Annotated in this window: 13 protein-coding genes; 5 read left to right on the top strand and 8 right to left on the bottom strand. The window is 68.3% G+C overall.

From position 1 onward, the window contains the following. Nucleotides 1-236 precede the first annotated feature (236 nt). The gene (locus ACWCO2_RS35690; RefSeq protein ID WP_450132223.1) at nucleotides 237-1,562 is read left to right on the top strand and encodes an aminotransferase-like domain-containing protein; all 1,326 of its coding nucleotides are present in this window, start codon (nucleotides 237-239) and stop codon (nucleotides 1,560-1,562) included. Nucleotides 1,563-1,645: 83 nt separating this feature from the next. Continuing rightward, a complete protein-coding gene (locus tag ACWCO2_RS35685; RefSeq protein WP_450132222.1) occupies nucleotides 1,646-2,596 on the top strand; it encodes a D-alanine--D-alanine ligase family protein in 951 nt (316 codons plus the stop codon). A gap of 112 nt (nucleotides 2,597-2,708) precedes the next feature. On the opposite strand, the gene ACWCO2_RS35680 is transcribed toward ACWCO2_RS35685, so the two are convergent. From ACWCO2_RS35680 to rpmH, 8 genes are all read right to left on the bottom strand, one after another. Further along, nucleotides 2,709-3,713, bottom strand: coding sequence for a ParB/RepB/Spo0J family partition protein (locus ACWCO2_RS35680; RefSeq protein ID WP_450132221.1), 1,005 nt, complete (start codon nucleotides 3,711-3,713; stop codon nucleotides 2,709-2,711). Next, on the bottom strand, nucleotides 3,710-4,645 hold the full coding sequence (locus tag ACWCO2_RS35675; protein ID WP_450132220.1) for a ParA family protein: 936 nt from the start codon (nucleotides 4,643-4,645) through the stop codon (nucleotides 3,710-3,712). Before ACWCO2_RS35675 ends, ACWCO2_RS35680 begins: the two co-directional genes overlap by 4 nt. Before the next feature lie 62 nt (nucleotides 4,646-4,707). Next, nucleotides 4,708-5,400, bottom strand: a complete 693-nt coding sequence (gene rsmG / locus ACWCO2_RS35670) for a 16S rRNA (guanine(527)-N(7))-methyltransferase RsmG (RefSeq protein WP_450132219.1) — start codon at nucleotides 5,398-5,400, stop codon at nucleotides 4,708-4,710. A 355-nt stretch (nucleotides 5,401-5,755) separates the two neighbouring features. Then, nucleotides 5,756-6,289: a Jag family protein gene (locus ACWCO2_RS35665; RefSeq protein WP_450132218.1), complete on the bottom strand. Its 534-nt coding sequence runs from the start codon at nucleotides 6,287-6,289 to the stop codon at nucleotides 5,756-5,758. Nucleotides 6,290-6,321: 32 nt separating this feature from the next. Then, nucleotides 6,322-7,266, bottom strand: a complete 945-nt coding sequence (gene yidC, locus ACWCO2_RS35660; RefSeq protein WP_450132217.1) for a membrane protein insertase YidC — start codon at nucleotides 7,264-7,266, stop codon at nucleotides 6,322-6,324. Nucleotides 7,267-7,271: 5 nt separating this feature from the next. Next, a complete protein-coding gene (yidD, locus tag ACWCO2_RS35655) occupies nucleotides 7,272-7,601 on the bottom strand; it encodes a membrane protein insertion efficiency factor YidD (protein ID WP_450132216.1) in 330 nt (109 codons plus the stop codon). Beyond that, the gene (gene rnpA / locus ACWCO2_RS35650; protein ID WP_450132215.1) at nucleotides 7,601-8,044 is read right to left on the bottom strand and encodes a ribonuclease P protein component; all 444 of its coding nucleotides are present in this window, start codon (nucleotides 8,042-8,044) and stop codon (nucleotides 7,601-7,603) included. The genes yidD and rnpA overlap by 1 nt, the downstream gene beginning before the upstream one ends. 12 nt (nucleotides 8,045-8,056) lie before the next feature. After that, complete coding sequence (rpmH, locus tag ACWCO2_RS35645) at nucleotides 8,057-8,200, bottom strand: 50S ribosomal protein L34 (RefSeq protein WP_270951498.1); 144 nt, start codon at nucleotides 8,198-8,200, stop codon at nucleotides 8,057-8,059. A gap of 644 nt (nucleotides 8,201-8,844) precedes the next feature. On the opposite strand from rpmH, the gene dnaA reads away from it, so the two are divergent. From dnaA to gnd, 3 genes are all read left to right on the top strand, one after another. Continuing rightward, entirely contained in the window at nucleotides 8,845-10,629 is a 1,785-nt protein-coding gene (gene dnaA, locus ACWCO2_RS35640) for a chromosomal replication initiator protein DnaA (RefSeq protein WP_450132214.1), read from the top strand. A 1,391-nt stretch (nucleotides 10,630-12,020) separates the two neighbouring features. Then, nucleotides 12,021-13,145 carry a DNA polymerase III subunit beta gene (dnaN, locus tag ACWCO2_RS35635; RefSeq protein ID WP_450132213.1) on the top strand — a complete coding sequence of 375 codons (1,125 nt, stop codon included), beginning with the start codon at nucleotides 12,021-12,023 and terminating at the stop codon, nucleotides 13,143-13,145. A gap of 340 nt (nucleotides 13,146-13,485) precedes the next feature. Then, nucleotides 13,486-14,379: a phosphogluconate dehydrogenase (NAD(+)-dependent, decarboxylating) gene (gene gnd / locus ACWCO2_RS35630; protein ID WP_450132212.1), complete on the top strand. Its 894-nt coding sequence runs from the start codon at nucleotides 13,486-13,488 to the stop codon at nucleotides 14,377-14,379. Nucleotides 14,380-14,497: the final 118 nt, after the last annotated feature.

Here is a 14,497-nt window from a genome sequence, read left to right as displayed (position 1 = left end):
TGGCGAGGACAGCCCGTTCGCCGTGTATTGGACATACATAAAAACGGGATCCCGCAGCCAGGCGGCGTCTGAGGTTCCGCCACCCGCACCGCCACCCAAAACGAGCCCGAAGACACTTTGTTCGAGGCCCTCGTTACATCTGCGGTGGGTCCGCGCGATAGGACCTATAGAATCGCCGGAATCGTTCTCGGCCCGACCAGGACGAACAGTGCGCACAACCGAAATCGGAGCGCGATATGACGGATCACGGAAGTCAGCCGACCCCGCCGGACAAGCCCGCACGCAACCTGGACGCGTACCGGGCGCACTACGCCGAGCGGACCGCAGGGATGACCGCTTCCGAGATCCGAGCTCTCTTCGCCGTCGCCAGCCGCCCCGAGGTGGTCTCGCTGGCCGGCGGCATGCCGAACCTGGCAGCGCTCCCGCTGGACTCGCTGGCCGCCGAGGTGGCGCGGCTGGTGGCCGAGGACGGGCAGGTGGCGCTGCAGTACGGCTCCGCCCACGGCGTGCCGGAGCTGCGCGAGCAGATCTGCGACGTGATGGCGCTGGAGGGCATCTCCGCGCACCCGGACGACGTGATGGTCACCGCGGGCTCCCAGATGGCCCTGGACATGGTCACCCGGATCTTCTGCGACCCCGGTGACGTCGTCCTCGCCGAGGGCCCGTCCTACGTCGGCGCGCTGGGTTCCTTCGCGGCCTACCAGGCCGAGGTGGTCCACGTGGCGATGGACGACGACGGCCTCGACCCGTCCGCGCTGCGCCAGACCATCGCGGACGTGACCGCACAGGGCAAGCGGATCAAGTTCCTCTACACGATCCCGAACTTCCACAACCCGGGCGGCATCACGCTGGCCGTGCCGCGGCGCTCGGAGGTCCTCGAGATCTGCGCCGAGCACGGCATCCTCGTGGTGGAGGACAACCCGTACGGCCTGCTCGGCTTCGACGGCAAGGCGCTGCCCGCGCTGCGCAGCATGGACGCCGACAATGTGGTCTACCTCGGCTCGTTCTCCAAGACCTTCGCCTCCGGCCTGCGCGTCGGCTGGGTCCTCGCGCCGCACGCGATCCGCGAGAAGCTGGTGCTGACCGCTGAGTCCGCGACCCTGTGCCCGCCCACGCTGAACCAGATGATCGTGTCGCGCTACCTGAGCACGCACGACTGGCAAGGGCAGATCAAGATCTTCCAGGAGCAGTACCGAGAGCGCCGCGACGCGATGCTCAGCGCCCTGGAGCAGTACATGCCGCCGGGGTGCACGTGGACGCGTCCAGACGGCGGGTTCTTCGTCTGGCTGACCGTGCCGGAGGGCGTGGACACCAAGGCGATGCTGCCGCGCGCGGTGACCCAGCGGGTCGCCTACGTCTCCGGTACTGGCTTCTACCGCGGTGGGTTCGGCAGCCGCCAGATGCGGCTGTCGTTCTGCTACCCGACGCCGGAGCGAATCCGGGAGGGCGTGCGCCGCTTGGCCAACACGCTGACCGAGGAGATGGAGCTGGTCCGCACCTTCGGGTCGGTGCCGCAGCGCAGCGTGCCGGGTCCGCAGGCCCCGTCTCCCGATACCGCCTAGTTCTTCCCGATTTCCGTACAGTCCACTGTGCACCGGGATTTCCGCCGTGCACAGTGGACTACTACTTTCCAGGGGTGTGTTGAGTGTCTGATCGCTGGGTCGCCGTGCTCGCAGGTGGGCTTTCGCACGAGCGCGAGGTGTCGTTGCGCTCCGGGCGCCGGCTGTCGGCGGCGCTGCGCTCGGTCGGCCTGACCGTGGCGGAGTGGGACGCTGACGCCCGACTGCTGTCCCGCGTCGAGCAGGAGCGCCCGGACGCGGTCGTGGTCGCGCTGCACGGCGGTGAAGGCGAGAACGGCGCGGTGCAGGCCGTGCTGGAGATGCTCGACGTCCCGTACGTGGGCACCGGCCCGCACGCGTGCCGCCGGGCCTGGGACAAGCCGACCGCCAAGGCGGAGCTCTCCCGCGCTGGTTTGGCCACTCCGGACTGGGTGTCGCTGCCGCACTCCACCTTCCGCGAGCTGGGCGCTCAGGCAGTCCTGGACGCTCTCGTGGCCAAGCTCGGCCTGCCGCTGATGCTCAAGCCGGACCAGGGCGGTTCGGCGCTGGGCGCGCAGGTGGTGCGCGAGGCTGCCGAGCTGCCGTCGGCGATGGTGGGCGCGCTGTCCTACGGCGACACCGTGCTCGTCGAGCAGTTCGTTGAGGGGACCGAGGTGGCGATCACCGTCATCGACGGGCCGGACGGACCGGAGGCGCTCCCCGCGGTTCAGATCGAGCCGGCCGACGGTGTCTACGACTACACCGCCCGCTACACCGCCGGCCTCACGAGCTACCACGCGCCCGCCGAGATCTCGCCGGAAGCAGCGGCCGCTGCGGGCGAGCTCGCGATCGCCGCACACCGGCTGCTCGGCCTCCGCGACGTTTCCCGGACCGACGCGATCATCGACCGCGACGGCACGCCGCACTTCCTGGAAGTCAACGTGTCACCCGGTCTGACCGAAACCTCGCTGCTGCCGATGGCGGTCGAGGCCGCCGGCCGGTCGATGGGGGAGGTCTTCGCCGGACTCGTCGAGCGGGCGATCGCACGAGCGCGATGAGTCGGTGTTTCACGTGAAACAAAAGGGGTCGGTCTCCCACAGGAGACCGACCCTTCTTCTTGCGCTCTTCAATCACGGACAGTCATTGTCACCGTGACAAAAGGACCCGGTGTCATTCCTCTTTGATTCCGCGGGCCTGTTCACCCAAGATCATCTCCGCAACTCGCTCGAGGTCGTCCACGGAGCCGAACTCCACGACGATCCGACCCTTCCGGCGTCCGCGCTCGACCTTGACCCTCGTGTCGAAGTGATCGGCCAGCCGATTGGCAAGTCGGTCGAAGCCGGGGGACAGGATGGGCTTCTTCGCTTCGGCCTTCTTCTTCGGAGCCTCCCGCTTGAGGAGCGTCACCTGCTCCTCTGTCGCCCGGACCGAGAGCCCCTCCGCGACGATCCGCTTCGCCAGCTCCTCCTGCTGCCCGAGGTCGTCCAGGCTCAGCAGGGCGCGGGCGTGCCCGGCCGAGAGCACGCCGACGGCCACCCGCCGCTGCACCTCCAGCGGCAGCTTCAGCAGCCGGATGGTGTTGGTGATGGCCGGACGGCTGCGACCGATCCGGTCCGCCAGCTCGTCGTGCGTGACGCCGAACTCGCCCAGTAGCTGCTGGTAGGCCGCCGCCTCCTCGAGCGGGTTGAGCTGCACGCGGTGGATGTTCTCCAGCAGGGCGTCCCGCAGCATCGCGTCGTCCTGCGTCTTGCGGACGATCGCCGGAATGACGTCCAGCCCCGCCAGCTGCGAAGCGCGCCACCGGCGCTCGCCCATGATGAGCTCGAACTGGTCGCCACCCAGCTCCCGCACGACGATCGGCTGCATCAGGCCGAACTCGCGGATGGAGTGCTGCAGCTCGTGCAGCGCCTCCTCGTCGAACACCTGCCGCGGCTGCTTCGGGTTCGGCGTGATCGAGGAGATGGTGATCTCGCGGTAGACCGCGCCGGCGACCTCACCGCCGCTGGTTTCACGTGAAACCTCGGGAGCGGGCGGCTCCGGCCGCTCGAAGGCCGAACCACCGCGCACCTGGGTGCCGCGCAACGCGGCACTGTCCGTCCCCGCCGCCCCCGCGGGGGGACCGCTGGGGATCAGCGCGGCGATGCCGCGTCCCAGACCACCTCGGCGCTCGCTCATTCCGTCGTCCTCTCGACGCCCCGTTCAGCGATTTCCCGAGCCGCGTCCAGGTAGCTCATCGAGCCGCGCGAGCCCGGGTCGTAGGTCAGCACCGTCTTGCCGAAGCCCGGCGCCTCGGAGATCTTCACGCTGCGCGGGATCACCGTGCGCAGAGCCAGCTCCCCGAAGTGGTCGCGCACCTCGGCCGCGACCTGGTCGGCCAGCTTGGTGCGGCCGTCGTACATGGTCAGCAGGATCGTCGACACCCACAGCGAGGGGTTCAGGTGCGCCTGCACCAGCTCGATGTTGTTGAGCAGCTGGCCGAGGCCCTCCAGCGCGTAGTACTCGCACTGGATCGGGATCAGCACCTCGTGCGCGGCCACCATCGCGTTCACCGTGAGCAGGCCCAGCGACGGCGGGCAGTCGATGAAGATGTAGTCGAATCCGAGCTCGGTGACCGCGTCGGAGTTCAGCGCCTCTTTCAGCCGGCCTTCCCGCGCCACCATGGTCACCAGCTCGATCTCCGAACCGGCCAGGTCGATGGTCGCCGGCACGCACCAGAGGTTCTTCGACTGGTTGCTCTGCGCCGCCGCGTCGGACAGGTCGATCTCGCCCAGCAGCACCTCGTAGACCGACGGGCTGCCGGAGCGGTGGTCGACGCCGAGCGCGGTGCTGGCGTTGCCCTGCGGGTCGAGGTCGACCACGAGCACCTTGAGACCGTGCAGCGCGAGACCGGCCGCGAGGTTCACCGTGCTGGTCGTCTTGCCGACGCCGCCCTTCTGGTTGGCGACGGTGATGACGCGCCGGTGGCTGGGGCGGGGGAGGTCCAGCGTCTCCGGGTGCAGCACCCGGGTCGCCCGCTGGGCTTCCTCCATGATCGGGGTCCAGCCGATGTCGTCCTTCCCGAAGCTCAGCGCGGGATCGCCGCCCGTCGCCGCGGCGGGGAACCGCATGCCGCCCACTGCACGGCCCTTCGTTTCACGTGAAACACGACCCGCTCCGTTTGACTCCGGATTCACCGTCCACGATCCTTTCTCGTTCGACGTGCATCGTCACGACGCCGACCGGACGCTTTTCGGGCCGCCGCGACCCGCTCCACCACGACGACGGTCGTCGGCACGTCGAGCACACCGACACCGCACGACACCACTTCGCCGTGACCGCCACCGACCGCGGCGATCGCCGCGGCATCCCGCTCCAGTTCCTCGGCCGCGCTCTCGCCCTTCATGGCGAGCAGCCGGCCGCCCTGCCGCAGCAGGGGAAGGCACCACTTCGCGAGCCGTTCCATCGGAGCGACGGCACGCGCGGTCACGACGTCCTGATCGGCCAGTCGTTCGCGCACCGGACCCTCCTCGGCACGTCCGCGCACCACCTCGACGTTGAGCTCCAACTCGGTGATGACTTCCTGCAACCACGCCACCCGTCGAGCCATCGGCTCCAACAGGGTCAGGTTGAGATCCGGGCGGGCGATCGCCAGCGGGATGCCCGGCAACCCTGCCCCAGAGCCTACGTCCAACACCCGGCAATCAGGTGGGAGCAACTCCGAAACAACCGCAGAGTTCAACAGATGTCTTTCCCAAAGGCGGTCCAATTCGCGCGGACCGATGAGTCCGCGGCGGATCCCGTGCTCCTGGAGCATCTCGTGGAACCGCTCGGCCAAGTCCAGCCGATCACCGAACACGACCCGCGCCGCCGCAGGCTCGGTCAAAGCATTCACCCCGATGTTTCACGTGGAACCAAGGAATCTGAACCAAGCCTGCCGGATAGCACTCCGCAATCACCAACAACCCCTTCCGGCGCGTCCAGGGACGCCGACACCAACAGCTCGCGCGATGCCACTACGAGCCCCACCCCGACAGGCAGGGGAGAGGGCTTCAAATCCAACGAGTTTTCCGCATCCATCCGCACCGACGACTTATGTCACGGTGACGTATTGCCTCCAGGGCCGTTTCACGTGAAACACGACCGGAGAAGACGACCGAACACCATCCGGATCCGAAAAACAACAATGCCCCCGTCCGGTCGGACGGGGGCATTGGATCTGGATCGCGAGAGGGGAGCGGTCAGCTCTTGAAGACGACCACCTTGCGGTTGGGCTCCTCGCCCTCGCTCTCGCTGTGGACGCCTTCGATCGCCGCGACCGCGTCGTGGATGATCTTCCGCTCGAACGGAGTCATCGGGCGCATGCGAGCTTCCTTGCCACTCGACAGAACTTCCTCGGCGGTGGAGCGGCCGAGGTCGGTCAGCTCCTGGCGGCGACCGGCGCGCCAGCCTGCCACATCCAGCATGAGACGGCTGCGCACGCCGGTCTCCTGCTGCACCGCGAGGCGAGTCAGCTCCTGGAGCGACTCCAACACCTGGCCGCGGCTGCCGACGAGCTTCTCCAGGTCTTCGCCGCCGTCGATGCTCACGATCGCGCGGCCCGCCTCCACGTCGAGGTCGATGTCCCCGTCGTAGTCCAGCAGGTCGAGCAACCGCTCCAGGTAGTCACCCGCGATGTCGCCCTCCTGCACCAGCAGGGCTTCGGTGTTGGACGGAGCTTCGTCGCCGGCGGTTTCGGACGTTGCCGGGCTCGACTCCTGCACGGTTTCGGACACTGGGTGTCTCCTCTCCAGGGTTCGCGCCGCACTCACCGGGTCTCGCCCGGCTTGTCCGTGTCGCGAGGACGGTCTTCGATCACACCGGGGATCTCACCGGGTTGGTCCTTGGTCGTGTCCTCGATGCCGCTGTCGGCGTCCACCGAGGGACCGCCGTCCACGACCGTGGACTCGACGACCGCGGGCGCGCCTGCCTGCGCTGCCTCCTCGCGGTCGATCCGGCTGTACACCACGCGCTGCTGGGCCAGCGTCCAGAAGTTGTTGGCCAGCCAGTAGATCAGGATCGCCAGCGGCAGGAACGGACCACCGATGATGGCGAACATCGGGAAGATCCACAGCGTCATCCGGTTCATCATGGCCGTCTGCGGCTGGGCCGCCGCGTCTGCGGACTGCCGCTGCACGTTGTGGCGCGCGGTGAAGTGGGTGGCGATCGCGGCGGCGATCATCAACGGCACGCCCACCAGCATCATCTCGACGCGGTCGGTGCCGAAGGCCGCGAGCACGTCGGGGGTCTGGCTGATCGTGTTGGACAGCTTCGCGCCGAAGAAGTCAGCGGCTACGAAGGACTCCACGTCGTTGGCGTCGAAGACGAAGTTCGACGGCGCACCGGGCTTGAAGCCGCTGAGCACCTGGAACAGGCCGATGAACACCGGCACCTGCACCAGCACCGGCAGGCAGCCGCTGAGCGGGTTGAAGCCCTGCTCGGCCTGGAGCTTCTGCATCTCCGCCGCGAGCTTCTGCCGGTCATCGCCGTACTTGGCCTGCAGCTCGCGGATCTGCGGCGCGAACTCCTGCATCTTCTTCATCGACCGCACCTGGTGCACGAACGGCTTGAACAGCAGCGCGCGCAGCGTGAAGACGAGGAAGATGACCGACAGCGCCCAGGCGTAACCGCTGGCCGGGTCGAGCACGAAACCGAAAACCTTGTGCCAGAACCACAGAATGGCCGACACCGGGTAGTAGATGAAGTCCAGCACGCGGGCTACTCCTCGGCAGGTTTCTCAGGTGCTCGGGCAGGGGTTCGCGCGGTGCGCTCACGAGGTGGCGGCACCGGGTCGATCCCCCCAGGGTGCCAGGGACCGCAGCGCACCAGCCTGCGCAGGGTGAGCCAACCGCCTCGGAACAGACCGTGCGTGGTCAACGCCTCGACCGCGTAGGTGCTGCAGCTCGGGTAGAAGCGGCACATCGGCGGCAGCAGTGGGGAGATCACCTTGCGGTAGACGTGCACCGGACCGAGCAGCACCCAGGCGAGCGGGCTCGGGCGCCGTGCGGGCGCGCGGAGCCGTTCGTCGTGCTGCTGGTCCTGAGCCATCACCTGGAACCTGTCGCCGGACCATCGGGGGCGAGGACGCGGAGCTTGCGCATCGCCGCGTCCAAGTCCGTGCCGAGTTCGCGGCTGGACGCATCGGCCGCCGCTGGTAGGGCTCGGACCACCACCAGTGTGCCAGCGGGCAGCGCCGAAAGGCGGTCACGCATCAGATGACGCAGGCGGCGCGAGACCCGGTGTCGGATCACCGCCGTGCCCACGGCCTTGCTCACGACAAAACCCACCCGGGTCGATCCTGTCGAATTCCGGGTGGGTGCCGTATTCGCCTCGGCTTCCGGTAAGGCCTCGCCGCGGTGCCGAGCGGACTCCAGCGCCTGGTCCGGACGCAATGCGTGGACCACGAGGCGGGACCGCCCGGATCGGCGTCCACGACGGACCACCAGGCGGAACTCCTGGCTCCTGGTCAGCCGGGCTGCCGCGGGAAGCACGGCCGGACGCGATCAGGCAGAAAGACGCGCGCGGCCCTGGCGACGGCGCGAGGCCACGATGGCCCGGCCGGCGCGAGTGCGCATGCGCAGCCGGAAGCCGTGCTTCCGTGCACGACGGCGGTTGTTCGGCTGGAAAGTGCGCTTGCCCTTGCTCACGGTCGGATCTCCCGGTTACTACAGGCACCGATGGCCACGGTGAACCACGGTTCGGTCAAGGTGTCCCTGGGTTCGTTCCCGAGCCTCGGTCGCCAATTCGTGCGAAGATCGGCGGTACCGAGCGGCGCACGACGCCGATTTCCCGGCGCAGTGACATGCCCGCTCAGGAAAGCGGGGACTGTACGAGAGTACGCAGTGACGTCCGGAGCCGCACTACTGGGGTGGGTCTAAGCCGCCGAATCGCCTCGTCCGGGCAACTCCAGGCGGCGGCGCGGGCGCGTCTGGTCCGGGGAACAGGCTGCCACACGCCGATCTTGGCGGAACCTCCGGGACTTGCTTGTGAACCGCTGCACGACCTTGTTAGGTTGCCCCTCTGCGATGCGCGGCCAGCGGGTGGGAGAACTGGCCGCGGAGGCGCTCTGACCTCGGTCGCAGGGGTACGACAGCCCCAGGGGGGAACACCGCGGCGGACTGCCGTACCTTCATACACAAGTTGTGGACAACTCTGTGGAGATCTAACCCGCGCAGGTGATCCCGGAGTTCGGCCCCACCGTCGGCGTGACATCGCCGCACCCGAGCACTCTGGGAACAGCCCTCGGGACCACGACCGGGGGCTGCGCGAGCGAGGGGAGGGGAGCTAGGCGGTGTCCGACCACCAGGCCGATCTCGTACGAGTTTGGAGCGAGGTGGTGCAGGAGCTGTCCTCCGGCACCCTTTCTCCCCAGCAGCGCGCGTGGATGCGCGTGACCCGCCCGATCGGACTGCTGGACGGTACTGCGCTGCTCGCCGCGCCGAGCGACTTCGCCAAGGAAGCCATCGAGCGCGCGCTGCGCGATCCCATCACCGACGCCCTGTCCCGCCGCCTCGGCCGGGACGTGTCGCTGGCGGTGAAGGTGGACACCGCAGTCCCGGCACCGACCCGGCCGGTCGCCGCGCCCGCTCCGACCGAGAAGTGGACCGGCAACCGCAGCGCCACCGGTGACCAGCCCGCAACTGCGGCTCCTTACTTCTCCGCGCCCGGTTTGGGGCGCGACCTGGAGAACTTCAACGCGGCCGAGAGCTTCCGGACACCGGAGAACTTCGGCAACACCGCGCACACCGGCTCGATCCCGGTCGTCCCCAGCGGGGACGCTCCAGGTCGGCACGCCGCTCCCGAGCCCGCCCAGGCACCCGAGATCGACTTCCCGACCGCCGAGTTCAAGTGGCCCGGTGGCGAGATCCCGCAGCCGTTGGAGTCCGAGGTCGAGGCTGAAGAGCCCGAGCCTGAACCCGAGGAACCCGAGCCCGAGGAGACCGGCGGCGCGAACTGGCCGACCTTCGGCCGCGGCGGGCAACCGACGGCCGAACCCCAGCCGAGCCAGCCGTTCACCGCGCCTAAGCACGCGCCGCCGACCTCGCAGACCAGGCTGAACGCGAAGTACACCTTCGACACGTTCGTCATCGGCTCGTCGAACCGGTTCGCGCACGCCGCCGCGGTGGCTGCCGCCGAAGCACCGGCCCGCGCGTACAACCCGCTGTTCATCTGGGGCGAGTCCGGTCTCGGCAAGACGCACCTGCTGCACGCGGTCGGGCATTACACGCAGCGCCTGTTCCCCGGCATGCGAGTTCGCTACGTCTCGACCGAGGAATTCACCAACGACTTCATCAACTCGCTGCGCGACGACCGCCAGGTCGCCTTCCAGCGGCGATACCGCGACGTCGACGTGCTGCTGGTCGACGACATCCAGTTCCTGGAGGGCAAGGAAGGAACTCAGGAGGAGTTCTTCCACACCTTCAACACGCTGCACAACTCGAACAAGCAGATCGTGGTGTCCTCCGACCGGCCGCCGAAGGGCCTGCGCACGCTGGAGGACCGGCTGCGCACCCGCTTCGAGTGGGGTCTGATCACCGACATCCAGCCGCCGGAGCTGGAGACCCGCATCGCGATCCTGCGGAAGAAGGCCGCGCAGGACCGGATGAACGCGCCGGCCGACGTGCTGGAGTTCATCGCGTCCCGCATCGAGCGCAACATCCGCGAGCTGGAAGGCGCGCTGATCCGGGTCACGGCGTTCGCGTCGCTGAACCGGCAGCCGGTTGACCTGCAGCTCGCCGAGATCGTGCTGCGCGACCTCATCCCGGACTCGCAGACCCCGGAGATCACCGCGCCGACGATCATGGCGGTCACCGCCGACTACTTCAGCGTGACGATGGACGACCTGTGCGGTCCGGGCAAGACGAAGGCGCTGGCCCAGGCGCGGCAGATCGCGATGTACCTGTGCCGCGAGCTGACCGACTCCTCGCTGCCCAAGATCGGCCAGTACTTCGGCGGCCGCGACCACACCACGGTGATGTACGCGGACAAGAAGATCCGCAAGGAGATGGCCGAGCGGCGCCGCGTCTACGAGCACGTGCAAGAGCTGACCGCCCGGATCAAGCAGCAGTCCCGGTAGTTCTTGGCTGCTCGTTGGCTGGTTAGCGTGGCGGAACCGCCGGGATCACCCGGCTCCGCCGATCCGCGCACGGCCTCTTCACCGCGTCTGCGCTGCTCTCCCCATGTCGCTCAACGCACCATCGCCCCCTGCAAGGCGGAGTTGATGGCGCTGGACGGCCTTTCAGGGCCGATTTTCGCGTCGGCCGCTGCTGGGCGATCTCCGGTCCGCCGGTGTGCTGACCCCCGGCCCGCGTCGCGCATCTTTTCTGCCTGACCGCCCCCGCGCGAGGCACCCCCTCCAGCAGAAAGCTCTCACCGCGACGCGAGGGGTCCGGGGTAGGCCGAGCGCCGATCGGACGCGCAGCGGGGAACCGTTCTTCGGCCGCTGGGCGGGTCCGCGGGCCGCGCTGGGCGGTGGCCCGGAGCCCGCCGGCGAGCGCGCGGACCTTTCTGTTGGGGCACCTGACCCCGAGATACCCCCTTCGACAGAAAAATTTGACCGCCTGCCGGCGGCTTCGGAGACCTCGACGGCACTCCGGCGCAGGGGTGCGGACGTCATTTCAAGCGGAAAAGAGCACGTTCCGCGCTTGATCGAGCGCGCTCCGCACATGTGGAAGGTGCTGCGGGCGCTGACTTTTCTGGGAGGCGAGGTGGGCTTGGCCTCACCTGGTCAACAGAAAAGTCCACGAAGTGCCGAGCTGTCCACATCTTTTGCATCCCCAAGCACGACCTGGAGTTTTCCCCAAACCATCCACAAGCTGTGCACAGGTTGTGGCCGTCTGCCCACAGTCCGGATGAGGGTTGACCACAGACCTCTCACAGGTTTGCTCACAACCTGACCGGTGGAACCGCCGAAAACCACAGGGGTTGGGTACAACCGGGGGGTCCAACTGTGGATGGAGGTGTGGACAACTGGGGACAGCTGTGGACTATCTGAGGGAGGGTCGAAGTTGTCCACCGCCCGGTCGTCGTAGTCCCCGGTTACATCCCGTGCTCATCCACACCCGGCCACGCCACCCAACCAGCCCAAACGGCACTTGTCCCCACAACTCACAGCCCTTACTACTACTGCTCTCATTTGTTCTTCTGAAAGAAAAAAGAAAAGAGAAGTAAGGGGCGGTGGATAAGTGGACAACTCCGTTCGAAGGGCCCGGACGGACCGACGAACTGCTCGGACCCGGATGCGGAGATCGCGGCGCACGCTCTACGGTGGAACTCCCGCGGAGGCAGCCCCGGCGAACTTCGCGCCGCTGTCCCGACTGAGGCTCGGGCGGTCCGGTGCCTCGGGGCGTCCGAGCGGGGACCGCTCCACCCCGTGCGGCGGGGCCGGAGCACCACGACCCGGAATGAGCTCTGAGCTCGGACACAGTTCTCGGCAGCCTGCGCATGGCTGAAACCGAAAGGACACCCATGAAGATCCGCGTGGAACGTGACGGTCTCGCCGACGCCGTCGCTTGGGTCGCGCGCAGCCTTCCGTCGCGGCCACCGGTTCCGGTGCTGGGCGGGGTGCTGCTCGATGCGAGCTCCGGAGAGGCGCTGACCATCTCCGGCTTCGACTACGAGGTCTCCGCACAGGTCACCATCGACGCCTCGATCGACGCCAGCGGCAAGACGCTGGTCTCCGGGCGACTGCTGGCCGACATCACCAAGGCGCTGCCGGCTCGTCCGGTGGAACTCACCGTCGACGGCTCGCGCGTCACCATCACCTGCGGCAGCTCCAAGTTCAGCCTGCCGACCATGCCGGTCGAGGACTACCCCGAGCTGCCCGCGATGCCGGAGCACGCCGGCTCGGTGCCCACCGAACTGTTCGGCGAAGCGGTCGGCCAGGTCGCGGTCGCGGCGGGCAAGGACGAGACGCTGCCGATGCTCACCGGCATCCGGATGGAGATCAACGCCGACAAGCTGACCATGGTCGCCACCGACCGGTTCCGGCTGGCGATGCGCGAGATCACCTGGGAGCCGGGCACCACGATCGAGGACACCTCGGTGCTGGTCCCGGCCAAGACGCTGGCCGACTCGGCGAAGACCCTCGGCGCCGGCGCGAGCAAGGTCGAGATCTCGCTGGCCTCCGGTGACGGCCTGCTCGGTCTGTCCGGCACCAAGCGCCGCAACACCACGCGACTGCTGGACGCGGAGTTCCCGAAGTACCGCCAGCTGCTGCCCGCCGAGAGCGCGGTGACGGCCAACATCGACGTCGGCCCGCTGATCGAGGCGATCAAGCGCGTGTCGCTGGTGGCCGAGCGCGGCACCCAGGTGCGCCTGGAGTTCTCCGACCGCGTGCTGCGCTTGACCGCTGGTGGGGACGACGAGGGCAGCGCCGAGGAAGAGCTCGCGGTGGAGCTCTCGGGTGAGCCGCTGACCATCGCGTTCAACCCGGCCTACCTGCTCGACGGCCTCGGCGCGATGAAGACCGACCGCGCCCAGCTGCAGTTCACGACCTCCAACCGCCCGGCGCTCATCAAGCCGGTCGACGAAGATGGCAACGTGGCGGAGGGCTACCTCTACCTGCTGATGCCGGTCCGCCTGCCGGGCTGAGCCCCTTTACGGTGGTGGCGCGGCTTGCGTAGCGGTGCCGGTAGCGGAACCTCAGACGCCGTCTGAGCTGCGGGATCCCCGACTCATGTACGACCAATACACAGCGCTGGGGCTGTCCTCGTCAGACGACGCCTGAGAACCCGCGGCGGTGCAAGTGGCGTGCGTGGTTTAAAGCGGTATCCGCCGCTTTGGCTGAAGAAGGCCGGATCACATCTGACGCCCGGTCCGGCCGGGGCCTGCTCCGTTGGCGGTTAGGCTCCGGTCAGATCGATTCAGCTGGTGAGGTCCCACCTCGCGCGCCGACCAACCCAGTGGAAACACAGCTCGCAGAGGAGATCCGGTGCAACTCGGACTTGTCGGTCTCGGCCGAATGGGTTTCAACATGCGTGAGCGGCTGCGCGCCGCTGGTCACGACGTCGTCGGTTACGACCGCAATGCCGACGTCAGCGACGTCGCCTCGGTCGCGGAGCTGGTGGAGAAGCTCGCCGGCCCGCGGATCGTGTGGATCATGGTTCCGCACGGCGACCCGACCCGGCAGACCGTAGAGGAGCTGGCCGGGCTGCTGTCCGCCGGTGACCTGGTGATCGAGGGCGGCAACTCGAAGTTCACCGACGACCAGGCCAACGCCGCGCTGCTCGCCGAGAACGGGATCAAGTACTCCGACGTCGGCGTTTCCGGAGGCGTCTGGGGCGCGAAGAACGGCTACGGCCTGATGGCCGGTGGCGACGCCGAGGACATCGAGCGCGCGATGCCGATCTTCGACGCGCTGCGCCCGGAGGGGCCGCGCGAGGAGGGCTTCGCGCACGCCGGTCCGGTCGGTGCCGGGCACTACGCGAAGATGGTGCACAACGGCATCGAGTACGGCCTGATGCAGGCCTACGCCGAGGGCTTCGAGCTGCTGTCCGCCTCGGGCGTGGTCACCAACGTGCCCGAGACGATCAAGGCGTGGAGCCGCGGCACCGTGGTCCGCTCCTGGCTGCTGGACCTGCTGGTCCGGGCGCTGGACGAGGACCCGGAGCTGACCGAGCTGCGTGGTTACGTCAACGACTCCGGCGAGGGTCGCTGGACGGTCGAGGAGTCGATCAACAACGCGGTCCCGACCCCGGTGATCACCGCGTCGCTGTTCGCCCGCTTCGCTTCCCGCCAGGAGGACTCGCCGGCTATGAAGGCGGTCTCGGCGCTGCGCAACCAGTTCGGCGGCCACGCCGTCCAGAAGTCCGACTCGGAGAGCTGAGCACACCCGGTGTTGGGTCGATTTGTCGACACTTGACCGGACCGGTGTGCTCGCCGTCCGCCTGCCAGCCGGCGGCGGGCTGGGCCACCGCCGAGATCCCGTCCTGCGCATCTGCCGC

The sequence above is a fragment of the Saccharopolyspora sp. NPDC002376 genome (assembly GCF_053593195.1).
The sequence above is the reverse complement of the archived record's forward strand: the minus strand, read 5'-3'. Positions and strand labels throughout refer to the sequence as shown.